Genomic DNA, 21,712 nt, shown 5'->3' with positions numbered 1-21,712 from the left:
GAGGACTGCGCCGATGCTCCAGCACACCCCCGAGCCCGTGGACGTCTTCGCCTGGATCGATGAAGCGGAACGGGCCCGCGAACGGGCCGGGCTCGTCCGGACGCTGCGTCCGCGCCCGGCTTCCTCGCCGCTGCTGGACCTCGCGAGCAACGACTACCTCGGACTGGCCCGGCATCCCGAGGTCGTCGCCGGCGCGCAGCGGGCGGCCGAGCGCTGGGGGGCCGGGGCCACCGGCTCCCGCCTGGTGACCGGCACCACCGAACTGCACGCCGCGCTGGAGCGTGAACTGGCCGCGTTCTGCGGCTTCGAGGCCGCTCTGGTGCTTTCGTCCGGTTACGCGGCGAATCTCGCCGCGGTCACGGCGCTGAGCGACCGCGGCACGCTCGTCGTCTCGGACGCGGGGAACCACGCCTCGATCGTCGACGGCTGCCGGCTCTCGCGCGCCGACGTCGCCGTCGTCCCGCACGGTGACGCGGACGCCGCACGCAAGACGCTGGCCGGACACGAGGGCCGCTCCCTGCTGGTCAGCGACTCCGTCTTCTCCGTCGACGGGGACGCCGCCCCGCTCGCCGGCTACGCCGCCGCCTGCCGCGCGGAGGGCGCCGCCCTGGTGGTGGACGACGCGCACGGGCTCGGCGTCCTGGGCGAGGGCGGCCGGGGCGCGCTGCACGCGGCCGGGCTCGCGGGCGCGCCCGGGGTGGTCGCGACGCTGACCCTGTCGAAGTCGCTGGGCAGCCAGGGCGGCGCCGTGCTCGGGCCGGCCAAGGTGATACGGCACCTCGTCAACACGGCCCGGACCTTCATCTTCGACACCGGGCTCGCGCCGGCCGCCACGGGCGCGGCGCTCGCCGCCCTGCGGCTGCTCGGACGGGAACCGGAACGCGCCGCGCGGGCCCGGGAGGTGGCCGCCCTGCTGTACGGGCGGCTCACCGCGTCCGGCCTGACCTCGGCCCGGCCGGACGCGGCCGTGGTGTCGGTGCGGGCCCCGTCGGCCGCGGCGGCACTGCGCTGGGCCGCCGACTGCCGCGAGGCAGGTCTGTCCGTGGGGTGCTTCCGGCCGCCGTCCGTTCCGGACGGCGTCTCCCGGTTGCGGCTGACCGCCCGGGCCGATCTCACGGGGGACGAGATCAGTCGGGCCGTCGCGGTGATCCTGCGTACCGCTCCCGCCGGAGCCACGGACCGCTGAACCTCACGCCGGGGCGTCCGCCCGGACCGAGGCGAGGAAGCCGTCCCAGGCGGGTCCGGTGAAGAGTACGGCCGGGCCCTCCGTCCGCTTGGAGTCGCGGACGGCCAGGAGACCGCCACTGAGGACGGCCGCTTCCACGCAGTTGTTCATTCCGGTGCTGCGGCTGCTGCGCCGCCACCGCGCGCTGATCAGAAGTCCGCGGGTGGATAAGGGGGTTGCGGACACGGGGGTGCCTCCTTACGCGTCGTCAGCGATAGAGCTGATCAGATCCGACGAGTCCCGGGGCGGGAGGGCGTGCGCCTGGATGGTGCGGAACGCGGCGCTGTACGCCTCTAGGTCTTCCTTCCGCTCCAGGTAGAGGCTACTCGTCAAATGGTCGAGTACCACCACATCCAGATCGGCGATGTTCGGAAATGAGAAGATGACGAACGGTCCGGTCAGGCCGAGATGACCCCCCACGCTGAACGGCAGCACCTGCAGGCGCACTTGGGGCAGCCGGGCCACCTCCGCCAGGTGCCGCAACTGCTCCCGCATCACCCCCGGCCCGCCGATCTGCCGACGCAGGACCGCCTCGTCCAGTACCGCGCTCAGTTCGAGCGGAGGGTCGGCCCGCAGCACCGACTGGCGGGCCAGCCGTACGTCGACCAGCGCGTCCACCTTCGGCTCGGGCAGCCCGCCCAGCGCCGCCCGGGTCACGGCGCGTGCGTATTCCGGCGTCTGCAGCAGCCCCGGCACCACCGAGAGTTCGACGGTGCGCGCGGAGCGGGCCCCCGCCTCCAGGCTGATGAAGTCCCGGTATTCCTGGGGCAGCAGCCCCCGGTAGTCGTGCCACCACTGCCGGCCGGGCGCCCGGTCGCCCCCCGCCCCGGGGCCGGCCGCCGAGGCCCCAAGGGCTTCCAGCAGGGCCCGCTGCTGGGCGCTCACCACATCCCCGTAGGCGTCGAGGAGGAGCCGGATGTCCTCCGTCTTCACGCCACTTCTGCCCGTTTCGATGCGGCTGATTTTCGACTGGTGCCATCCCACCAGCCGGGCGGCCTCACCACTGGTGAGACCGGTACGGTCACGGAGCGCACGCAATTCCTCGCCGAGCTTGCGGCGGCGTACCGCGGGACCGTGCTGCATACCCGCTCTCCTTCCCACCGGCACACCTCGCACCAGTCTGCCGTCCAAATACGCTCTTCCGTAGCAGAGTTCACCGCATTGAGCGACAGATATATGCATATCTTGGGGGAACGACGGAAACGGCGGCACGATGGGTGCACTCTGACGCTCAGCGTAGATCCGGGGCGGCTGCGCCCCGGTGGGAAAGGGACGTCGCCATGGCAGACCACCAGGAAGCATCCGTCACTCTGCCGAGCGACCCGGCCGCGGTCGCCGCTGCCCGCCGGTACGTCGCGGAGGTGCTCGGTGAATGGGGACTGCCCGAGGAGTCCGAGACGGCGCACACCGTCCGGCTGATCGTCTCGGAGCTCGCGACCAACGCGGTGCAGCACACCTTCGGCCAGTCGCCCACCTTCACCGTGGACCTCCGGCTGGAACGCGGCGAGTGGCTGCGCGTCGGGGTGACGGACAGTCACCCCCGCCGGCCCCGGCGGCTGCCGGCCGCCGTCCAGCAGGACAACGGCCGGGGGATGGTCATCATCCGCTGGCTCGCCGCGGAGGCGGGCGGCCGCCTCTCGGTCACCCCGACCGAGGACGGCGGCAAGACCGTGTGGATCGCGCTCCCCTGGGCCGTCGCGGCCCCCGCGAGGACCGCCACCGGTTGTTGAGGGCGCCGCGGCCGGGGCGGCGGCGCGCTCCACGCCGGGCCGCGGACGGGCTGCGTATACGGAAACCTGCACGGAAGGCGGCCCGGGGCTGAACCGGGAGCCTTCCCGAAACGTGGCTTAACTCGGCGGAAAACTGCGGGTCCTACTATGGCGCCCGCGGCCTTCCGCCAATGATCACCCATGAGCCGGTAAAGCGCTGGTGATCGGGACGGAAAGCCTCTCCCCGTGTTGGGCAAGAGATGCTTGGCACGGATATGTGCAGGTCAACAAAGTGTTGAAGGCGAATAGGGTCTTCTTGGCGCGAAGTTGATCTTGTCCCGGAAGCTTGGTGATACGTGTGCAACTGACACCGCACGAGCAGGAAAGACTGCTCATCCACGTCGCGGCCGACGTGGCCGAGAAGCGCAGGGCGCGCGGAGTGCGCCTCAACCACCCCGAGGCGGTGGCGCTGATCACCTCGCACATCCTCGAAGGCGCCCGCGACGGGCGGACGGTGGCCGAGCTCATGGCCTCCGGCCGCACCGTGCTGCGCCGCGACGAGGTCATGGAGGGGATCCCCGAGATGATCCACGACGTCCAGGTCGAGGCGACCTTCCCGGACGGCACCAAGCTCGTCACTGTCCACGACCCCATCGTCTGAACGGGAGCACCAGCATGATCCCCGGCGAAATCGCCTTCGGGGACGGTCCGGTGCGCCTGAACGAAGGCCGCGCCATCACCCGTCTCACCGTGCTCAACGCCGCCGACCGCCCCGTGCAGGTCGGCTCGCACTACCACTTCGCCGAAGTCAACCCGGGTCTCGACTTCGACCGTGCCGCCGCCCACGGGCTCCGGCTCAACATCGCCGCCGGTACCGCCGTCCGCTTCGAGCCGGGCATCCCCGTCTCCGTCGAACTCGTCCCGCTGGGCGGTCTGCGCACCGTGCCGGGCCTGCGCGGGGAAACCGGAGGGCCGCTCGATGGCTGAGATATCCCGCCAGACGTACGCGGACCTCTTCGGACCGACCAAGGGCGACCGGATACGGCTCGCCGACACCGATCTCTTCGTGGAGATCGAACAGGACCTCAGCGGCGGCCCCGGACGCTCGGGGGACGAAGCCGTCTTCGGCGGCGGCAAGGTCATACGCGAATCCATGGGCCAGGCCCGCACCACCCGCGCCGAAGGCGCCCCCGACACGGTGATCACCGGGGTGGTGATCCTCGACCACTGGGGCATAGTCAAGGCCGACCTCGGCATCCGGGACGGCCGGATCTGCGGCATCGGCAAGGCCGGCAACCCCGACACCATGGACGGGGTCGACCCCTCGCTGATCATCGGCCCCGAGACCGAGATCATCGCCGGCAACGGGAAGATGGTCACTGCCGGAGCCATCGACGCCCACGTGCACTTCATCGCCCCCACCGTTGTCGACGAGGCCCTCGCCTCCGGCATCACCACCCTCGTCGGCGGCGGCACCGGACCCGCGGAGGGCTCCAAGGCGACCACCGTCACGCCCGGACCCTGGCACCTGGCCAGGATGTTCGCGGCGCTGGAGGCCTACCCCGTCAACATCGGCCTGCTCGGCAAGGGCAACACCATGTCCCGCGAGGGCATGTACTCCCAGCTGCGCGGCGGCGCCCTCGGCTTCAAGATCCACGAGGACTGGGGGGCGACGCCCGCCGCCATCGACGCCTGCCTGACCGTCGCGGAAGAGACCGGCGCCCAGGTCGCCATCCACACCGACACCCTCAACGAGGCCGGGTTCGTCGCGGACACCCTGGCGGCGATCGCCGGGCGGACCATCCACTCGTACCACACCGAGGGCGCGGGCGGCGGACACGCACCCGACATCATCACCGTGGTCTCCGAGCCGAACATCCTGCCCAGCTCCACCAATCCCACCCGGCCGCACACCGTCAACACCATCGAGGAACACCTCGACATGCTGATGGTCTGCCACCACCTCAACCCGGCCGTCCCCGAGGACCTCGCCTTCGCCGAGTCCCGGATCCGCCCCTCCACCATCGCCGCCGAGGACGTCCTGCACGACCTCGGGGCCATTTCCATCATCTCCTCCGACTCCCAGGCCATGGGCCGGGTCGGCGAGGTCGTGCTGCGCACCTGGCAGACCGCCCACGTGATGAAGAAGCGGCGCGGCTTCCTGCCCGGCGACGGCCCGGCCGACAACCACCGGGCCCGCCGCTACGTCGCCAAGTACACGATCAACCCCGCGGTGGCCCAGGGCCTCGCCCGCGAGATCGGCTCGGTCGAGGTCGGCAAGCTCGCCGACCTGGTCCTGTGGAACCCCGCCTTCTTCGGGGTCAAGCCGGAGGTCGTCGTCAAGGGCGGCCAGATCGCCTACGCGCAGATGGGCGACGCCAACGCCTCCATCCCCACCCCGCAGCCCGTCCTGCCCCGGCCCATGTACGGGGCCTACGGGCGCGCGCCGGCCCTCAACTCGCTCAACTTCACCGCGCAGGCCGCCCTCGACGACGGGCTGCCCGAGCGGCTCGGCCTCGACAAGCAGTTCGTGGCCATCGAGAGCACCCGAAAGGTGGGCAAGACGGACATGCGCAACAACGATGCCATGCCCCGGGTCGAGGTCGACGCCGACACCTTCACCGTCACCATCGACGGCGAGGTCGTGGAGCCGGCTCCGGCGGCGGAACTGCCCATGGCACAGAGATACTTCCTGTTCTGATGAGCGCCCGTTCCGCTGCGCAGACCATAACCAGCAGAGGCGGCGCCTCCCGATGAGCCTCGCCGCGCTGCTCGTCCTCGCCGACGGCCGCTTCCCCGCCGGAGGGCACGCCCACTCCGGCGGGGCGGAGGCCGCCTGCAAGGCGGGCCGGATCCACGACGCCGCGACGCTCGCGGAGTTCTGCCGGGGCCGGCTGCACACCTCCGGCCTCGTCGCCGCCGGCCTCGCCGCGGCCGCCGCCCACGGCCTCGACCCGGCGGAACTCGACGCCGCCGCCGACGCCCGCACCCCCTCGCCCGCACTGCGCCTGGCCGCGCGGCGGCTCGGCCGGCAGCTGATGCGGGCCGCCCGGGCCACCTGGCCGGCCGCCGAACTCGACGCGCTGGCCGCCGCCTTCCCGCGCGGGGCCCACCAGCCCGTGGTGCTCGGCGTCACGGCCAGGGCCGCCGGGCTCGGTCCGCTGGACGCCGCGCACGTGGCGGCGTACGAGAGCGTCAGCGGTCCCGCCACCGCGACCGTCCGGCTGCTGGGCCTGGACCCCTTCGAGGCGAGCGCGGTCCTGGCCGGCCTCGCCCCCGAACTCGACGCCGTCTCCGGCCGGGCGGCGAGCGCCGCCCTGCTGGCCCGGCACGAGGGTCTGGACGCGCTGCCGGCCGCGTCTTCCCCACTGCTGGACATCGCGGCGCAGGTCCATGCCGACTGGCCGGTCCGGCTCTTCGCCTCCTGACCGCCCCCACCCAAGGAGAACCATGCACCTCGACCACGGCGGCAGTTACCCGCACCGCCACACCCACAGCGCCGAGCCCGTCCGCGCCGACGGCACCCGCCGCGCCCTGCGAGTGGGCCTCGGCGGACCGGTCGGCTCCGGCAAGACGGCCACCGTCGCAGCGCTGTGCCGGGCCCTGCGCGCCGAACTGTCGATGGCCGTCGTCACCAACGACATCTACACCCGTGAGGACGCCGAGTTCCTGCTCCGCGAGGCGGTCCTGCCGCCCGAGCGGATCAGCGCCGTCGAGACCGGAGCCTGCCCGCACACCGCCATCCGGGACGACATCTCCGCCAACCTGGAGGCCGTCGAGGAACTGGAGGAAGCCCACCGGCACACCGCCCCGCTGGACCTGATCCTGGTCGAGTCCGGCGGGGACAACCTGACCGCGACCTTCTCCCGGGGCCTGGTCGACGCCCAGATCTTCGTCATCGACGTGGCCGGCGGCGACGACATCCCGCGCAAGGGCGGCCCCGGCGTCACCACCGCCGACCTGCTCATCGTCAACAAGACCGACCTCGCCCCCCACGTCGGCTCCGACCTGGACCGGATGGCACGCGACGCCGCCGAGCAGCGCGGTGACCTGCCCGTGGCGTTCCAGTCCCTGCGCGGGCCCGAGGGCGTCACCCCGGTCGCCGACTGGGTGCGCGGCCGGATCGCCGCCTGGACCGTACGGTGACCAGCGCGCCCCCCGTTGCCCCGGAAGCCCCCGCTCCGGCGGGGCTCCGGGCCACCGCCCGGATCGCCGCAGTCGCCGACGGGCGGGGCGGCACCGCCCTGCCGCTGCTGGCCGGGGACGGCCCGCTCGCGCTGCGCCGCACCCGGGGCGAGGGCGCCGAGGCCGGCGTGATGCTGGTCGGCGCGATGAGCGCGCCGCTCGGCGGGGATCACCTCGCTGTCGAGGCCCACGCCGGACCGGGGGCCCGGCTCGGGCTCCGCTCGGCGGCGGCCACCCTGGCGCTGCCCGGCCGGGGCGGCGCGCCCGCGCGGTACGACGTACGGCTGACGCTGGCCGAGGACGCGGCGGTGCGGTGGCTCCCCGAACCGCTGGTGTCCGTGCGCGGCAGTGACCTGCGCGTGCGCACCCGCGTGGAACTCGCCCCCACCGCCCGGCTGCTGCTGCGCGAGGAGCAGGTGCTCGGCCGCACGGGGGAGGCCCCGGGCCTGCTCCGCAGCCGGCTCACCGTCTCCCGGGGCGGCCGCCCGCTGCTGGACCAGGAACTGGCCTGCGGACCGGGCGCCCCCGGCGGTTGGGACGGCCCGGCGGGGCTCGCGGGCCACCGGGCGCTGGGACAACTCCTGGTCGTGGACCCGGCGTTCGCCGATGCCCCGCCGCAGGCGGCGCTGCCGGGCGAGTTCGCGGCGGTGACCCCGCTCGCCGGACCGGCCGTCCTGGTGACGGTCCTCGCCCCGGACGCGCTGGGACTGCGGGAACTGCTCGACGCGGCCTGCTCGACGTACGGCTGGTAACGGGAGGGCGGACCCGGGGCGAATCGGACACCGCTCAGCGGTACACTCTCGTCCGCATATCGGGTTGGCAAAGAACCGGACCGTGCTCTGTCGCCCGGTCCCGGTCAGGCGCAAGGATCCCCCTGCACGTCAACGACCGAATCGACCAATACGGCTGCCCGCGACGGCAGATGACGCAGGGGGAACAACCACGTGATACGCACCGCGGCGCTGGGGAGCGCCGCCACTCTGATCACCGGCGCTCTGGCGGCGAGCCTGCTGCTCGCCCCGACCGCCGAGGCCGCCCCGGCCTCCGGTGACAACGGCTACAACGAGGCGATCGGCGTTCAGGTCGCCGCCGCCCGTGCGGCCCGCACCGGGATCGATTGGAAGGACTGCCCGGCCGACTGGGGCTTCGAGAAGCCGATCCAGTGCGGCTGGGTGAAGGTCCCGGTCGACTACGCCAAGCCGTACGGCAAGACCATCGACCTGGCCGTCGACCGCGCGCTGAGCACCGGCACCAAGGAGGAGCGCCAGGGCGCGCTCGTCTACAACCCCGGTGGCCCGGGCGGTTCGGGCATGCGCTTCCCGCGCCGGATCACCACCAAGTCCCCGCTGTGGGTGAACACCGCCAAGGCGTACGACTTCGTGGGCTTCGACCCCCGCGGCGTCGGCCACTCGGCGCCCATCTCCTGCGTGGACCCGCAGGAGTACGTCAAGGTCCCCAAGGCGGACCCGGTCCCGTCCAACGAGGCCGACAAGCGCGCCCAGCGCAAGCTCGCCGCGGAGTACGCGGACGGCTGCAAGGAGCGCAGCGGCGAGATGCTGCCGTTCATGACCACGCCGAACACCGCGCGTGACCTGGACGTCATCCGCGCCGCGCTCGGCGAGAAGAAGCTGAACTACCTCGGCGTCTCCTACGGCACCTACCTCGGCGGGGTCTACGCGACCCTGTTCCCGGGCCACGTGCGCCGCATGATCGTCGACAGCGTGGTCAACCCGGACCAGGACAACATCTGGTACCAGGCCAACCTGGAGCAGGACGTCGCCTTCCAGGTGCGCTGGAACGACTGGGAGGACTGGGTCGCCAAGAACGACAGCGTCTTCCACATCGGCGACACCCGCGCCAAGGTCGAGGCCAAGTGGCTGGAACTGCGCGCCAAGGCCAAGGCCAGCCCGCTCGGTGGCGTGGCCGGACCGGCGGAGCTCATCGGTTTCTTCCAGAGCGCCCCGTACTACGACTCCTCGTGGGTGCCCACGGCCCAGGCCCTGAGCGCGTACGTCGCGGGTGACGAGAAGCCGCTGATCGACGCGGTCACCCCGGACCTCTCGGACATCCAGGGCAACATCGCGACGGAGAACGGCAACGCCGTCTACACCGCGGTCGAGTGCGCCGACGCCAAGTGGCCCACCAGCTGGGCCAAGTGGGACAAGGACAACACCGCGCTGAACAAGAAGTACCCCTTCTTGACTTGGTCCAACGCGTGGATGAACCTGCCCTGCGCGACCTGGAAGGCCAAGCAGAGCACCCCGATCGAGGTCGGCGCGAGCGCCAAGCGCGGTCTGCCGCCGGTCCTCGTCGTCCAGAGCGAGCGCGACGCGGCCACCCCGTACGCGGGCGGCGTCGAGATGCACCGCCGCCTCGGCGGTTCGCGTCTGATCACCGAGAAGAACGCGGGCTCGCACGGTGTCACCAGCCTGGTGAACCCCTGCATCAACTCCCGCGTGGACAGCTACCTGCTGACCGGCAAGGTCGACGCCCAGGACGTGACGTGCGAGCCGCACGCCACCCCGGTCGCCCCGGCTCCGGCCGCCGCCAAGTCGTCGGCGCAGGCCCAGGGCGCCGAACTGGCGAAGCGCGAGGAGCTCCCGGCCGTCCGCTAGGACGCCGGAGGCACCCGGGCACCCACACGGAGAAGGCTCAGCGCGTCCAGCGCCGGGCCTTCTTCCGTGCCTGCTCCTCCTCCGCCTTCACCTCGGCCGCGTACCGGTCGACGTACTCCTGGCCGGACAGCTGCAGGACCGCGTACATGATCTCGTCGGTGACGGCCCGCAGGATCGCCCGCTCGCCCTCCAGGCCCGCGTAGCGCGAGAACTCCAGCGGCCGGCCGAAACGGATCGTGACCCGCCGGATCTTCGGGAGCTTCTGCCCGGGCGGCTGGATCTCGAAGGTGCCGACCATCGCGCACGGCACCACCGGCACGCCGGCACCGAGCGCCATCGCCGCCACCCCGACCTTGCCCTTGTAGAGCCGCCCGTCGTGCGAGCGGGTGCCCTCCGGGTAGATGCCGAGCAGCTCCCCCTTGGCCAGGACCCCGAGCCCCTCTCGCAGCGCGGCCTGTCCGGCGTCCTTGCCGGAGCGGTCCACCGGGATCTGGCCGGCGCTGCGGAAGAAGGCCGCCGTCAGCCGCCCTTTGATCCCGGGGCCGGTGAAGTACTCGGCCTTCGCCAGGAAGGTGATCCTGCGTTTGAGGATCGCCGGCATCAGGAAGTGGTCGGAGAACGACAGGTGATTGCCGGCGATGATCGCCGCGCCCTCCGGCGGGATGTTCTCCAGGCCCTCGATCCGCGGGCGGAACAGCAGCCGCAGCAGCGGGCCGAGCAGCACGTGCTTGAGCAGGTGGTAGAACACCGGCCGTCTCCCTTCACCTGGTGGACAGGTCAGTGTGGCGCACCCGGTGCCGGATGGGCATGGTGAACCAGAACCCGATCAGCCGGATGGGCATGGTGAACCAGAACCCGATCAGCACGGACGCCGTCGCCCGGGGTTCGTTCGAGTACGGTCGGGAACCGGCCGAAGCGGCGAGCGGGTCGCCGGGCAGCGCGGGAGGGCGCCGCGAGGCCGCTCGCCCGCAGGCGGGCCGGGCGGCGGGCCGGGGCGGCGGCGCGGGAGGCTCACGTGCCGCGGGCGGCTGCCATTCCCGCGGTCAGCAGCCCGAGCACCACCCACATGAACCACAGCCAGCCGTTGCTGCCGAGCGCCACGGAGTAGGCGGCGACGGCCACCAGAGAGCCGAAGGTCATCACGGCCATCGCCTTAACGGATCCGCTCATGCCCCATGGTGGCGCGGGGAGGGGGCGCCGCGCTACCGGCCACGCCCCTGGAGCGAGGCGAGGTACGAGTTGTACGCCTCCAGCTCCTGGTCCCCGTTGCGCTCCGCCGCCCGGTCCGAGCGCTTCGCGGCCCGCTGCTCCGAGCGGTACCACTGGTAGACGAGCGCGATCAGCACCAGCACCGAAGGGATCTCGCTGAACGCCCAGGCGATGCCGCCGCCCCACTGCTGGTCGACGAGCGCGTCGACCCCCAGGGAGGCCGGCGGGTTCCGGTACGTCTTGATCATCGGCTCGCTCGCCATCATCAGCGCGATGCCGAAGAAGGCGTGGAACGGCATGCCGGCGAACAGCTCCAGCATCCGCATCACGTATCCGGGGCGGTGCGGGCCCGGGTCCACGCCCATGATCGGCCAGAAGAAGATCAGACCGACGGCCAGGAAGTGGACCATCATCCCGATGTGCCCGGCCCTGCTCTGCATCAGGGTGTCGAACAAAGGGGTGAAGTAGAGGCCGTAGAGGCTGGCGATGAACAGGGGGATCGTGAAGGCCGGGTGGGTGATCACCTTGAGGTAGCGGCTGTGCAGCAGCATCAGCAACAGCTCGCGCGGCCCCTTGACGCCCCGGGCGGCCGGCGGGAGCGCCCGCAGCGTCAGCGTGACGGGAGCACCGAGCAGCAGCAGGATCGGGGAGAGCATGCTGATCACCATGTGCTGCACCATGTGCACGCTGAACATGACCATGCCGTAGTCGTTCAGCTTGGTGCACGTCATCAGGGCCACGGTCAGCACACCCGCGGTGAAGGAGACGGTCCGCCCCACCGGCCACGCGTCCCCGCGCCGCCGCAGTCGCGCCACGCCCCACACGTACAGGGCTAGCCCCAGCACCGAGCCGATCAGGAAGAAGGCGTCGAAGGAGAACTCCAGCCCGCGCCCGAGAGTGAACGGCGGCAGGTCCATGTCCATATTCATGTCCATGCCGTGACCGCTGTGATCCATCTCTTCACTCCCTTGACTGTGGCGCTCCACCACAGTAGTGCCGCCCCCGGAGGCCGAAGCGTCCGGGGGCGGCAGTCAGAAGGGGGGAAACATCACAGAACGGTCTCCGCCTCGTCGTAGCGCTCGGCCGGGACCGTCTTGAGGGTCCGCACGGCGTCGGCGAGCGGCACCATCACGATGTCGGTGCCGCGCAGCGCGGTCAGCATCCCGAACTCGCCCCGGTGCGCGGCCTCCACCGCGTGCCAGCCGAAGCGGGTGGCCAGGACGCGGTCGTACGCGGTCGGCGTGCCGCCGCGCTGCACGTGACCGAGGATCACCGGGCGGGCTTCCTTGCCGAGGCGGTCCTCGAGCTCGACGGCGAGCCGGTTGCCGATGCCGGCGAACCGCTCGTGGCCGTACATGTCGGTGCCGCCCGCCTCCACCGCCATCGAGCTGCCCGCGGCGGGCTTGGCGCCCTCGGCGACCACGACGATCGCGAACCGCTTGCCGGCCGAGAACCGCTCGCCGACGATCGCGGTCAGCTCCTCGATGTCGAAGGGGCGCTCCGGCACGACGATGGCGTGCGCGCCCGCCGCCATGCCCGAGTGCAGCGCGATCCAGCCGGTGTGCCGGCCCATGACCTCGACGACCATCACGCGCTGGTGCGATTCGGCGGTGGTCTTGAGCCGGTCCAGGGCCTCGGTGGCGACCCCGACGGCGGTGTCGAAACCGAAGGTGACGTCGGTCGAGGCGATGTCGTTGTCGATGGTCTTGGGAACCCCGACGATGGGCAGGCCGCCCTGGGACAGCAGGTTCGCCGCCTTGAGCGTGCCCTCTCCGCCGATCGGGATGACGGCGTCCAGGCCGAGGTCGGCGAGGTGGCCGCGGGCCCGCTCCACGCCGTCGCGCAGGTGCGCGGGCTGGACCCGGGAGGAGCCGAGGATGGTGCCGCCACGGGCCAGGATGCCGCTGACGGCGTCGAGGTCGAGCTTGCGGTAATCGCACTCCAGCAGGCCCCGCCAGCCGTCGTGGAAGCCGATCACCTCGTCTCCGTGGTCGACGACGGCGCGGTGCACGACGGAGCGGATGACGGCATTGAGGCCGGGGCAGTCGCCTCCGGAAGTGAGCACACCAATGCGCATGGCAGGAAGAACCTTTGCAACGTGGGCCGACGACCGGACCACGTCGTCCGGTTGGTACTGACAGCCAGCCTACAAGCGGATTCCCACTGGACTGCACCATCCTCCACATGCTGGTCACATCCGTCGTGCGAACGCACGTCGGCCCGGATCCCCCAAGGGAATCCGGGCCGAACGGTGCGTGACGCGGACGTTACGCGGGCTGCGTGGCCGCCGCGATGCGCTCGTCGCGCAGCGCCTCGTACCAGCGGTCGTCGAGGCCCGGCAGCGCGTTCACGTCGAGGGCCAGCTTCAGCAGCAGGTCCGCGATCTGCGGGTTGCGGGCCATCACGGGACCGTGCATGTACGTGCCGAACACGGTGTCGTTGTACGCGCCTTCGGTGCCGTCACCGGTGCCGTTGCCGCGGCCCAGCCGGGTGCGGGCGAAGGGCTTGGCCGTCGGGCCGAGGTGGGTCACGCCCTGGTGGTTCTCGAAGCCCGTCAGCGGGGGCAGGTTCAGCCGCGGGTCGATGTCGGCGAGGACGTCGCCGACGCACCGCTCGCCCTCGCCGCGCACGGTGACCACGTCCAGCAGGCCCAGGCCCTGCTGGCGCTCGCCCATGTCGTTGACGAACTCGTTGCCGAGGATCTGGTACCCGGCGCAGACCGAGAAGACGATCGCCCCGTTCGAGACGGCCCGCTCCAGGCCGCCGTCGCGCAGCAGGCGCTCCGCCGCCAGGCGCTGCGGCCGGTCCTCGCCGCCGCCGATCAGGTAGATGTCGCCCGAGGTGGGGATGGGCTGGTCGCTGCGCACGTCCACGCGCTGCACGTCCAGGCCGCGCTGGCGCGCCCGGCGCTCCACCACGAGGGCGTTGCCCTGGTCTCCGTACGTGCTGAGCAGGTCGGGGTAGACCCACACCAGACGCAGGCTGTTGTCGCTCATGCTCTTGTGTCCTTAGAGGGTACGGGTACTAGTTGCCGACGCGGCGGCGCACGTCCTGGAAGGCGGTGTAGTTCGCGATCAGCTCGATCTGCCCGGGCGGGGCCAGCTGCACGGCCTCGTCGAGGGTCTCGCAGACCCGGAAGTCCAGGCCCGCGACCTCCAGCCGGACCGCGAGGTCCAGCTTGCGGTCGCCGATCACGAAGATGGGGTGCCCGGCCAGGCGCGGGTAGTCCACGTCCCACAGCCAGGAGGTGTCCGTGCCGTCGGCGCCGCGCGCGTTGACGGACAGGATCACCGGCGTGGGCGGCGGGTCGATCAGCGAAAACGTTTCGAGCCAGCCCGCCGGGTTCTTGGCGAGCAGCAGCCGCAGCTCACGGCCCTGGAAGGAGACCACGTCGTAGCGGCCGGCGACGGCCTGGACCTGGTACATCCGCTCCAGCGCCACCTGCGGCGGGACGCCGAACACGGCGGCCACGGCGGCCGAGGTCGCGGCGTTGGCCTTGTTGGCGCGGCCGGGCAGCTGGAGGTGGATCGGCCAGGCGCTGCCGTGCGGGTCCAGTACGTGGTCGCCGGAGAGCACCCAGCTGGGGGTGGGGCGGCGGAAGCCGCACTCGCCGCAGAACCAGTCGTCGCCCGGGCGCTGCATGACGCCACCGCAGGAGGGGCACGACCAGGCGTCGTCCTTCCACTCCTGGCCGGCCGCGACCCACACCACGTTCTGCGAGGAGGACGCGGACCACACGATCAGCGGGTCGTCGCAGTTGGCCACGATGACGGCCTTGGAGCCCTGGAGCCCCTCGCGCCACTTCTCGGCGAGCATGCGGGTCTCGGCGGCGCGGTCCAGCTGGTCGCGGGAGAGGTTGAGCAGGGCGATCACCTTGGGGGTGACGTCCCTGGCCACTCCGGCGAGGTACTTCTCGTCGACCTCGATGACGCCGTACTTGGCGTCCGAGCCGCCCGCCAGCGCGGAGGTGATGCCGGCCGGCATGTTCGCGCCGAGGGCGTTGGAGACCACCGGACCGCTGGCCCGCAGGGCCTCCGCGATCAGCCGGGTGGTCGTGGTCTTGCCGTTCGTCGCGGAGACGAGGACGACGTCGAGATGCTGCGCCAGCGCGCCGAGAAGATCGGGGTCCAGCCTGAGTGCGACCTTGCCGCCGATCACCGATCCGCTTCCGCGTCCCGCGGCCCGCGACACCGCCGCCGCGGCCTTGCCCGCCGTCACGGCCAGCTTGGCCCGCGGCGAAAGCGGCTCCGTGTTGCCTGCCATCGTCCCTTGTCCTCCTAGCGTCGGTCGGCCCCAGCCTATCCAGTACCTGCCGGGGCCTTGACCGCGGCGCCCCAGGGGCGGCGCGGATCTGCTCATATCTTCGCCCGTCGTACGCTTACGGCCATGCGACAGCGCACCATCCCCGGTACCACCGGACTCGTCCGCACCATGAGCCTGCTGGGCGATCCGGTGCTCCACTCGCCGTGCACCGAGGTCACCGGGTTCGGCCCCGCTCTCGACCGGCTCATCGAGGACATGTTCGCGACGATGTACGCGGCCCAGGGCGTCGGCCTCGCCGCCAACCAGATCGGGGTCGGGCTGCGGGTGTTCGTCTACGACTGCCCCGACGACGAGGACGTCCGGCACGTCGGACACGTCGTCAACCCCCGCCTGGTGACCGCCGAGGGAGACGCCTACCGCGGTCCCGAGGGCTGTCTGTCGCTGCCCGGCCTGGAGGCCGGTACGGTCCGCTTCGACCACGCGGTGGTCGAGGGGGTCACCTCCGACGGCGCGCCGGTCCGGATCTCGGGGACCGGGTTCTTCGCCCGTTGCCTCCAGCACGAGTGCGACCACCTGGAGGGCACCGTCTACGCGGACCGGGTCACCGGGCTGCGGGCGCGCCGGCTGCGCCGGGCGATCGGCAAGACGGCCTGGGGTGCGCAGGCACTCGTCGCGGAACCGGGCCCGCAGGCCTGACGGGAGCCGGGCGGCGCTCAGAAGCCGGGTCCGCCCGCGCGGTTGCCGGCCGTGGCCAGGCGGCCCCACAGGAGGTCGGTGAGCGCCGCCACCAACTCGGTGCGTTCGCAGGGGCGTTCTCCGAGCCACCAGTCGCCCGCCGCGTGCATCATGCCGACGATGCCGTGTCCCCACACCCGGGCCAGGCGTTCGCTGCCCGGGCCGAGGTCGACGCGTTCGCCGATGACCTCGGCCAGTTCCTCGCCGAGCCGGCGCAGCAGCGGGGCCGAGTGCAGGCCCACGTCGAAGCCGCGTTCCGCGGAGTGCGAGTCCTCCGCCGGGTGCATCAGGAACCGGTACACCTGCGGCCGCGCCTCGATGGCCGCGAGGTAGGTGTCGAGCGTGGACTCCACCCGGCTGCGGCGCTCGGCAGGCGCGTCCAGTGCGGCCCGCAGCGAGTCCAGCAGGGCGTCGGTGTGCCGGACGGCGAGCGCCTGGTAGAGGCCCGCCTTGTCGCCGAAGTGGCGGTAGAGGATGGGCTTGGTGATCCCCGCCTCCGCCGCGATGGCGTTCATCGAGGCCTTGGGACCGTCCCTGAGTACGACGCGGTCGGCCGCTTCGAGCAGTTCCCGCCGCCGGCGCTCGGCAGTTCCCGGTTCCCCGGCCTGATGCGTGGTCTCCATGCGTGTTTCTCTCCCCGCCCTTGCGATGTGCGTGACGCCCACGCAACGTAACACCCCGCACACCCGGCCGATCGAATCGACGGCCGTCTCCTGGCCGGTCCGTGCCTCGCTTGACAGTGCTTACTCGTCGGTAACAGACTGGGGCGCCGTGGCTTGTTACCGCAGGTAACGGCCTGCCGGTGACGGCACGTGTACGCGAGACAGCTGGAGGGGACATGGCGGAGTTCACCATGGAGCTCAACGACGACCAGAAGCAGGTGCGTGACTGGATCCACGGGTTCGCCGCCGATGTGATCCGGCCCGCGGCCGCCGAATGGGACGAACGCGAAGAGACTCCGTGGCCCGTCATCCAGGAGGCGGCCAAGGTCGGCATCTACTCCCTCGACTTCTACGCCCAGCAGTTCTTCGACCCGACCGGCCTCGGCATCCCGATGGCGATGGAGGAACTCTTCTGGGGTGACGCCGGCATCGCCCTGTCGATCGTCGGCACCGGCCTCGCGGCCATCGGCGTCCTCGCCAACGGCACCGAGGAGCAGATCGGCACCTGGATCCCGCAGATGTACGGCGACGCGACCGACGTGAAGGTCGCCGCCTTCTGCTCCTCCGAGCCCGACGCCGGCTCCGACGTGGGGGCCATGCGCACGCGCGCCGTCTACGACGAGGCCAAGGACGAGTGGGTGCTGAACGGCACCAAGACCTGGGCGACCAACGGCGGCATCGCCAACGTCCACATCGTGGTCGCCGTGGTCGACCCCGAACTCGGGACGAAGGGCCACGCCTCCTTCATCGTGCCGCCGAACACCCCCGGCCTGTCCCAGGGGCAGAAGTTCAAGAAGCACGGCATCCGCGCCTCGCACACCGCCGAGGTGGTGCTGGAGGACTGCCGGGTCCCCGGCTCCTGCCTGCTCGGCGGCAAGGACAAGCTGGACGAGCGCCTCGCGCGCGCCCGGGAGCGGGCCCGGGCGGGCGGCGGCGAGCGGCTGAAGAACGCGGCGATGGCGACGTTCGAGGCGTCCCGCCCGGCGGTGGGCGCGATGGCCGTCGGTACGGCGCGCGCCGCCTACGAGGTCGCCCTGGACTACGCCAAGACCCGTACCCAGTTCGGACGTCCGATCATCGACAACCAGGGCGTCGCCTTCCAGCTCGCCGACATGCGGACGCAGATCGACGCGGCCCGGCTGCTGGTGTGGCGGGCTTCCTGGATGGCGGTCGCGGGCAAGCCGTTCAACTCGGCGGAAGGCTCGATGTCCAAGCTCTTCGCGAGTGAGGTGGCCAAGAAGGTGACGGCCCAGGCGGTCCAGATCCTCGGCGGCAACGGTTTCACCCGGGAGTACCCGGTGGAGCGCATGCACCGCGACAGTGCGATCTACACCATCTTCGAAGGCACGAGCGAGATCCAGCGCCTGGTGATCGCCCGCACGATCTCGCAGATGCCGATCCGCTAGCTTCCCGGAAGGCTCGCCCCCGTCCCCCTTTTTTGCGGGACACGGGGGCGGCCGTCGTTCAGCTCGTCGCGGCGCCGATCACGACCAGTGCGACGATCGCCAGGGCGATCAGGGCCATCGGCGTCGCGATGATCAGCGCCGGCGGCCGCTGCCAGAGCGGCTTGCCGGGGTCGAGCGGGGGCCGGAAGCCGCCCACCGGAGGGGCGAGCTTGCGGAACGCCGAACGCGGCACCAGGTTGACCAGCACCGTGAGCGGCGTGATGAACAGGGACGCCGGACCCCACCAGCCCTGCCACAGGGTCTTCGACGACATCTCGCGCACGACGGAGGTACCGCAGTCACGGCAGAAGGGGCCGTGCGTGCTCAGGAACCGCATCATCAGCACCATCCCCTGGTGGCCGCGCACGGTGCCGGGCGCGGCCGGCTGGGCCCCGCAGACGCGGCAGGCGTACCCGGCGGGCTGGGGCTGCTGCGGGTGGGCCGGGTAGGCGTAGCCGTACGGAGCCCCCGACGGCTGCTGCGGCGTCGCGTACGGGTTGTGCTGCGGGGCCGCGCCCTGCTGCGGCGGCGTGCTGTACGGGTTCTGCGGGGCGGCGCCCTGCTGTGGCGGTGGCGGAGTGGCCATGGAGGTCCCTCGGGAGACGTGGCGTGATCACCGGGCGCGGTGATCACGGCACCCTAGCCCGACTTGTCAGGAACGCAGCAACCGGACGAGTGCGCGGCCGAACAGGAGCCGGCCGGCCGCCGCCACGACCGGGTCGAAGGGCCGCCCGAGTCCCCGTACCCGCAGGTCCTCGCGCCACTCGACCTCCGCGCCGGCCGGCTCCAGCGGCCGGACCTCGATCTCCGCCCAGCCCAGGACGACGCGCCCGCGTTTGACCAGCCGCACCAGCCCCGCCGAACCCGCGGACGGGGGCCGCCAGACGGTGACCTCCATCGGGTCGTCGAAGGTGACCCTCCCCACTCCCGTCCGCGCCGTGAAACGCGTTCCGACGCGCGTGGGCGGCGCCGTCTCGACGGTCGTCCGGGTGAGCGGGACCTGTGCCCCGTGGCGCGGCCAGTCCGTGAGCCTCAGCCAGGCCTCGGCCGTCGGGAGGGAGGTGCGGTGAACGATCCGGATCGGGGGCATGAGCGCATGGTAATCGGGCATACACACCCTGAACTCGACCGCGAATATGGGTTCCGTCAGGGGGCGGCGATCAGTAATACTCACCGCCACCGTGGATCGCGGATTCGACCGGGTGACCACCGGCCCTCCCGCCCCACACTGCGAGGAGGTGCGCCATGTGCTCCCACCAGCCCCCCTGCCCGTCCGCCGACAGCGCCGATCACGACGCTGCCCGCACCGTGGCCTTCCACCCCGAACAGGGATGGAGCCTGCTCTGCAACGGTCTGGTGGTGTTCGACGACACCGGGGAGCTGCTCCCCGACGGCCGCACGGTGGAACCCCGCCGACCGGCCCTGGTCTGAGCCAGGAGGCAGCATGCGCCAGCAGCTGATCCGCAAGCCCGTCCCCAAGCCCGCCCCCCGAGACCTGGACCTGCGCACCCCGTCGGGCAGGCCCCTCCCGTACTGACGGCGGCCCGCCCGCCGCCGGTCCGGGAGCCGGCGCCGCCGCGGGCGTGCGCTCAGGCGGTGGCCGCCGCCGCGCCGCCCCGGAAGGCGCTCTCGTACGCGGCGTCGCCGATCGCCGCGCGGGCCTGCCGCTCGCCCTCGTCCCGCAGGGCCGTCAGGGACGGGGAACCCATCTGCGGGCGCCCCACCGTGCGCCACCACGCGTGCCCGGTCCCCAGCAGTCGCGCCGCCAGTTCGCCGTCGCCCAGCCCCGCCACGGCCGCCGCGAGCAGGTCCAGGCCGAGCGCGATGCCGAAGCGGTCGCCCAGCAGCCGTTTGCCGGACAGCATGGCCCGGACGTGGCGGGCCGCCTCCCCGTGGTTGCCGACGCCCAGCGCCGCGACGGCCAGGATGTAGTCGGCGTAGGCCCGCAGCCAGCGCTCGCCCAGCTCCGCACACGCCTCGCGCAGCCCCCGCGCCTCCTCGGCCGCCTCCTCGAACCGCTGCTCGTCGCACAGCGCGTAACCGGAGGCCAGCCGGCACAGCAGCCGTCCCGTCCCGTCGGGCCGGCCGCCGTGGGCCGCCCGCGCCCGCGGGCCCGCCAGTGCGAGCGCCCCTGCCGGGTCGCCCGGCATCAGGACCGAGACGGCACGCAGGTAGGCGGCGCGCAGCTCCGGTTCCGGGTCGCCGAGCCGGGCCGCCTCGCGGGCGGACCGGCGGCCGAGTTCCGCGGCCGTCTCCATGTCGCCCTGGACCAGGGCGGTCAGCCCGAGCGCCCACACCGCCTGGGTGTACGCCGGGCCGGAGCACGGGCCCGCCGCGAGCGCCCGTTCCAGGAAGCCGCGGCCCTCGTGGACGTGGCCGCAGGCGAACCAGAAGAACCACAGCGCCCCGGCCATCTCCTGCGCCGCCGTCGGATCGGTGCGCAGCAGGTGCTCCAGGGCGGTCCGCAGCTGTGCGTGCTCAGCGGTCGTGCGGCGGTACCAGTCGACCTGCCCCGGCCCCATCCAGCCGCGTTCCGCCGCGTGGCACAGCGCCGCGTACCAGTGGGCGTGCCGGTCCGCGAGCGTGCGTACCTCCCCGAGCTCGGCCAGCCAGTCGTGCCCGTACTCCCGGATCGTGTCCAGCATCCGGTAGCGGGTGCCCGCACCGCGCTCCTCGGAACGTCGGACCACGGACTTCGCCACCAGCGCGGCCAGTACCCGCTCCACCCGGGCCGCGGGCAGCGGGCCGCCCGCGCAGACCGTCCGGGCGGCGGCCACGTCGAAGTCCCCGGTGAACACCGACAGCCGGGCCCACAGCAACCGTTCCACCGGCTCGCACAGCTCGTGGCTCCAGCCGATCGCGGTCCGCAGGGTCTGGTGGCGCGGCAACAGCGCCCGGGTGTCGGTCAGGACTTCGAACCGCGCGTCCAGCCGCCGCACCATCTGCTCCAGCGTCCACAGCCGCATCCGGGCGCCGGCCAGCTCCAGCGCGAGCGGGATCCCGTCGAGCCGGCGGCACACCTCGGCGGCCAGCAGCGCCCGTTCGGGATCCCGGAACGCGTCGGCGGCCTCGGGCATCGCGGCGACGGCGCGGGCGCGGAACAGGGCGAAGGCGTCGCTGTCGGGTTCCTCGTACGGCAGGGGGCGCACCTCGAAGACCATCTCGCGCGGACTGCCCAGCGGTTCGCGCGAGGTGACGAGGACCGTCAGGCCGGGCGCCGACTGCAGGAGTTCGCCGACGAGGTGGCGGCACGCGGGAATCAGGTGCTCGCACGTGTCCAGGACCAGGAGCAGTTCCTTGTCGGCCATCCAGGCGCATAGTTCCTCGTCGAGGGGGCGCGCGGAGTGGTCCGCGAGGCCGACGGCGTGCGCCACGGTGGTGGTGAGCAGTGCGGGATCGCGCAGCGGTGACAGCTCGACCCACCAGACCCCGTCGCGGCGGGGCCGGCTGGCCGAGGCGGCACGGAGGGCGAGCCGGGACTTGCCGACGCCGCCCACTCCGGTCAGGGTGACCAGTCGGCTCAGGCCCAACAGCGCCCGTAAATCGGTCAGTTCGCGCTCGCGGCCGATGAAGCCCGCCGGTTCCGGCGGCAGGTTTCCGGGCACGCCGTGGGAGTCTGGCGCAGGGCCGCCACCTGCGGAGTGTGCCTGATTGTTGTTGACCG

At 72.3% G+C, this 21,712-nt stretch carries 24 protein-coding genes; 12 read left to right on the top strand and 12 right to left on the bottom strand.

Annotation, left to right across the window (positions count from 1 at the left end; all coding sequences use genetic code 11):
• Positions 1-13 precede the first annotated feature (13 nt).
• Positions 14-1,186 carry an 8-amino-7-oxononanoate synthase gene (locus ACWGH1_RS02045; RefSeq protein WP_453408343.1) on the top strand — a complete coding sequence of 391 codons (1,173 nt, stop codon included), beginning with the start codon at positions 14-16 and terminating at the stop codon, positions 1,184-1,186.
• Positions 1,187-1,189: 3 nt separating this feature from the next.
• On the opposite strand, the gene ACWGH1_RS02040 is transcribed toward ACWGH1_RS02045, so the two are convergent.
• Positions 1,190-1,411, bottom strand: coding sequence for a DUF397 domain-containing protein (locus ACWGH1_RS02040; RefSeq protein ID WP_136211544.1), 222 nt, complete (start codon positions 1,409-1,411; stop codon positions 1,190-1,192).
• Between the two features lie 12 nt (positions 1,412-1,423).
• Positions 1,424-2,308, bottom strand: a complete 885-nt coding sequence (locus ACWGH1_RS02035; RefSeq protein ID WP_453355475.1) for a helix-turn-helix domain-containing protein — start codon at positions 2,306-2,308, stop codon at positions 1,424-1,426.
• Between the two features lie 197 nt (positions 2,309-2,505).
• Here ACWGH1_RS02035 and ACWGH1_RS02030 point away from each other — a divergent pair, with 197 nt between their 5' ends.
• The 8 genes from ACWGH1_RS02030 to ACWGH1_RS01995 all read left to right on the top strand — a co-directional run bounded on the left by ACWGH1_RS02030 (position 2,506) and on the right by ACWGH1_RS01995 (position 9,734).
• Positions 2,506-2,955, top strand: a complete 450-nt coding sequence (locus ACWGH1_RS02030; protein WP_453408342.1) for an ATP-binding protein — start codon at positions 2,506-2,508, stop codon at positions 2,953-2,955.
• 337 nt (positions 2,956-3,292) lie between these two features.
• Complete coding sequence (locus ACWGH1_RS02025) at positions 3,293-3,595, top strand: urease subunit gamma (protein WP_190186959.1); 303 nt, start codon at positions 3,293-3,295, stop codon at positions 3,593-3,595.
• 14 nt (positions 3,596-3,609) lie between these two features.
• A complete protein-coding gene (locus ACWGH1_RS02020) occupies positions 3,610-3,921 on the top strand; it encodes an urease subunit beta (RefSeq protein WP_136211536.1) in 312 nt (103 codons plus the stop codon).
• Positions 3,914-5,635, top strand: a complete 1,722-nt coding sequence (locus ACWGH1_RS02015; protein WP_453355473.1) for an urease subunit alpha — start codon at positions 3,914-3,916, stop codon at positions 5,633-5,635. Before ACWGH1_RS02020 ends, ACWGH1_RS02015 begins: the two co-directional genes overlap by 8 nt.
• A 52-nt stretch (positions 5,636-5,687) precedes the next feature.
• The gene (locus ACWGH1_RS02010; protein WP_453355472.1) at positions 5,688-6,362 is read left to right on the top strand and encodes an urease accessory protein UreF; all 675 of its coding nucleotides are present in this window, start codon (positions 5,688-5,690) and stop codon (positions 6,360-6,362) included.
• 22 nt (positions 6,363-6,384) lie between these two features.
• Positions 6,385-7,080 carry an urease accessory protein UreG gene (gene ureG / locus ACWGH1_RS02005; RefSeq protein ID WP_453355471.1) on the top strand — a complete coding sequence of 232 codons (696 nt, stop codon included), beginning with the start codon at positions 6,385-6,387 and terminating at the stop codon, positions 7,078-7,080.
• Positions 7,077-7,871: an urease accessory protein UreD gene (locus ACWGH1_RS02000; RefSeq protein ID WP_453408341.1), complete on the top strand. Its 795-nt coding sequence runs from the start codon at positions 7,077-7,079 to the stop codon at positions 7,869-7,871. The genes ureG and ACWGH1_RS02000 overlap by 4 nt, the downstream gene beginning before the upstream one ends.
• Positions 7,872-8,063: 192 nt before the next feature.
• Entirely contained in the window at positions 8,064-9,734 is a 1,671-nt protein-coding gene (locus tag ACWGH1_RS01995; protein ID WP_453355824.1) for an alpha/beta hydrolase, read from the top strand.
• 37 nt (positions 9,735-9,771) lie between these two features.
• Here the strand turns inward: ACWGH1_RS01995 and ACWGH1_RS01990 are convergent, their stop codons facing one another.
• From ACWGH1_RS01990 to ACWGH1_RS01965, 6 genes are all read right to left on the bottom strand, one after another.
• On the bottom strand, positions 9,772-10,482 hold the full coding sequence (locus tag ACWGH1_RS01990) for a lysophospholipid acyltransferase family protein (protein ID WP_453355823.1): 711 nt from the start codon (positions 10,480-10,482) through the stop codon (positions 9,772-9,774).
• 263 nt (positions 10,483-10,745) lie between these two features.
• A complete protein-coding gene (locus ACWGH1_RS01985; protein ID WP_453355822.1) occupies positions 10,746-10,904 on the bottom strand; it encodes a hypothetical protein in 159 nt (52 codons plus the stop codon).
• A gap of 32 nt (positions 10,905-10,936) precedes the next feature.
• Positions 10,937-11,899: a cytochrome c oxidase assembly protein gene (locus ACWGH1_RS01980; RefSeq protein WP_453355821.1), complete on the bottom strand. Its 963-nt coding sequence runs from the start codon at positions 11,897-11,899 to the stop codon at positions 10,937-10,939.
• Positions 11,900-11,991: 92 nt separating this feature from the next.
• A complete protein-coding gene (locus ACWGH1_RS01975) occupies positions 11,992-13,020 on the bottom strand; it encodes a 6-phosphofructokinase (RefSeq protein ID WP_453408340.1) in 1,029 nt (342 codons plus the stop codon).
• A 190-nt stretch (positions 13,021-13,210) separates the two neighbouring features.
• Positions 13,211-13,939 carry a type 1 glutamine amidotransferase gene (locus ACWGH1_RS01970; protein ID WP_361137584.1) on the bottom strand — a complete coding sequence of 243 codons (729 nt, stop codon included), beginning with the start codon at positions 13,937-13,939 and terminating at the stop codon, positions 13,211-13,213.
• 28 nt (positions 13,940-13,967) lie between these two features.
• Positions 13,968-15,206, bottom strand: a complete 1,239-nt coding sequence (locus ACWGH1_RS01965; protein ID WP_136211516.1) for a MurT ligase domain-containing protein — start codon at positions 15,204-15,206, stop codon at positions 13,968-13,970.
• A 123-nt stretch (positions 15,207-15,329) separates the two neighbouring features.
• Here ACWGH1_RS01965 and def point away from each other — a divergent pair, with 123 nt between their 5' ends.
• The gene (def, locus tag ACWGH1_RS01960) at positions 15,330-15,902 is read left to right on the top strand and encodes a peptide deformylase (RefSeq protein WP_453354778.1); all 573 of its coding nucleotides are present in this window, start codon (positions 15,330-15,332) and stop codon (positions 15,900-15,902) included.
• 17 nt (positions 15,903-15,919) lie between these two features.
• On the opposite strand, the gene ACWGH1_RS01955 is transcribed toward def, so the two are convergent.
• A complete protein-coding gene (locus ACWGH1_RS01955; RefSeq protein ID WP_453354777.1) occupies positions 15,920-16,564 on the bottom strand; it encodes a TetR family transcriptional regulator in 645 nt (214 codons plus the stop codon).
• 215 nt (positions 16,565-16,779) lie between these two features.
• On the opposite strand from ACWGH1_RS01955, the gene ACWGH1_RS01950 reads away from it, so the two are divergent.
• On the top strand, positions 16,780-18,009 hold the full coding sequence (locus ACWGH1_RS01950) for an acyl-CoA dehydrogenase family protein (protein ID WP_453354776.1): 1,230 nt from the start codon (positions 16,780-16,782) through the stop codon (positions 18,007-18,009).
• 58 nt (positions 18,010-18,067) lie between these two features.
• Here the strand turns inward: ACWGH1_RS01950 and ACWGH1_RS01945 are convergent, their stop codons facing one another.
• Both ACWGH1_RS01945 and ACWGH1_RS01940 read right to left on the bottom strand, forming a co-directional pair.
• Positions 18,068-18,634, bottom strand: a complete 567-nt coding sequence (locus ACWGH1_RS01945) for a hypothetical protein (RefSeq protein ID WP_453354775.1) — start codon at positions 18,632-18,634, stop codon at positions 18,068-18,070.
• Between the two features lie 66 nt (positions 18,635-18,700).
• Complete coding sequence (locus tag ACWGH1_RS01940; protein ID WP_453354774.1) at positions 18,701-19,138, bottom strand: SRPBCC family protein; 438 nt, start codon at positions 19,136-19,138, stop codon at positions 18,701-18,703.
• 155 nt (positions 19,139-19,293) lie between these two features.
• Here ACWGH1_RS01940 and ACWGH1_RS01935 point away from each other — a divergent pair, with 155 nt between their 5' ends.
• On the top strand, positions 19,294-19,479 hold the full coding sequence (locus ACWGH1_RS01935; RefSeq protein WP_136211506.1) for a DUF5999 family protein: 186 nt from the start codon (positions 19,294-19,296) through the stop codon (positions 19,477-19,479).
• A gap of 158 nt (positions 19,480-19,637) precedes the next feature.
• Here ACWGH1_RS01935 and ACWGH1_RS01930 read toward each other — a convergent pair whose 3' ends face one another.
• Positions 19,638-21,653 (bottom strand): ATP-binding protein, encoded by a 2,016-nt coding sequence (locus ACWGH1_RS01930; protein WP_453408339.1) that lies wholly within the window; start codon positions 21,651-21,653, stop codon positions 19,638-19,640.
• Positions 21,654-21,712 lie beyond the last annotated feature (59 nt).

Source organism: Streptomyces sp. NPDC054883 (genome assembly GCF_053610645.1).
This window is presented reverse-complemented; position numbering and strand designations above follow the sequence as displayed.

Coding starts and splice junctions, on each gene's coding strand:
- ACWGH1_RS02045 (WP_453408343.1), top strand. CDS start 14: ATGCTCCAGCACACCCCCGAGCCCGTGGACGTCTTCGCCTGGATCGAT.
- ACWGH1_RS02035 (WP_453355475.1), bottom strand. CDS start 2,308: ATGCAGCACGGTCCCGCGGTACGCCGCCGCAAGCTCGGCGAGGAATTG.
- ACWGH1_RS02030 (WP_453408342.1), top strand. CDS start 2,506: ATGGCAGACCACCAGGAAGCATCCGTCACTCTGCCGAGCGACCCGGCC.
- ACWGH1_RS02020 (WP_136211536.1), top strand. CDS start 3,610: ATGATCCCCGGCGAAATCGCCTTCGGGGACGGTCCGGTGCGCCTGAAC.
- ACWGH1_RS02015 (WP_453355473.1), top strand. CDS start 3,914: ATGGCTGAGATATCCCGCCAGACGTACGCGGACCTCTTCGGACCGACC.
- ACWGH1_RS02010 (WP_453355472.1), top strand. CDS start 5,688: ATGAGCCTCGCCGCGCTGCTCGTCCTCGCCGACGGCCGCTTCCCCGCC.
- ureG (WP_453355471.1), top strand. CDS start 6,385: ATGCACCTCGACCACGGCGGCAGTTACCCGCACCGCCACACCCACAGC.
- ACWGH1_RS01985 (WP_453355822.1), bottom strand. CDS start 10,904: ATGAGCGGATCCGTTAAGGCGATGGCCGTGATGACCTTCGGCTCTCTG.
- ACWGH1_RS01980 (WP_453355821.1), bottom strand. CDS start 11,899: ATGGATCACAGCGGTCACGGCATGGACATGAATATGGACATGGACCTG.
- ACWGH1_RS01975 (WP_453408340.1), bottom strand. CDS start 13,020: ATGCGCATTGGTGTGCTCACTTCCGGAGGCGACTGCCCCGGCCTCAAT.
- ACWGH1_RS01970 (WP_361137584.1), bottom strand. CDS start 13,939: ATGAGCGACAACAGCCTGCGTCTGGTGTGGGTCTACCCCGACCTGCTC.
- ACWGH1_RS01965 (WP_136211516.1), bottom strand. CDS start 15,206: ATGGCAGGCAACACGGAGCCGCTTTCGCCGCGGGCCAAGCTGGCCGTG.
- def (WP_453354778.1), top strand. CDS start 15,330: ATGCGACAGCGCACCATCCCCGGTACCACCGGACTCGTCCGCACCATG.
- ACWGH1_RS01955 (WP_453354777.1), bottom strand. CDS start 16,564: ATGGAGACCACGCATCAGGCCGGGGAACCGGGAACTGCCGAGCGCCGG.
- ACWGH1_RS01950 (WP_453354776.1), top strand. CDS start 16,780: ATGGCGGAGTTCACCATGGAGCTCAACGACGACCAGAAGCAGGTGCGT.
- ACWGH1_RS01945 (WP_453354775.1), bottom strand. CDS start 18,634: ATGGCCACTCCGCCACCGCCACAGCAGGGCGCCGCCCCGCAGAACCCG.
- ACWGH1_RS01940 (WP_453354774.1), bottom strand. CDS start 19,138: ATGCCCCCGATCCGGATCGTTCACCGCACCTCCCTCCCGACGGCCGAG.
- ACWGH1_RS01935 (WP_136211506.1), top strand. CDS start 19,294: ATGTGCTCCCACCAGCCCCCCTGCCCGTCCGCCGACAGCGCCGATCAC.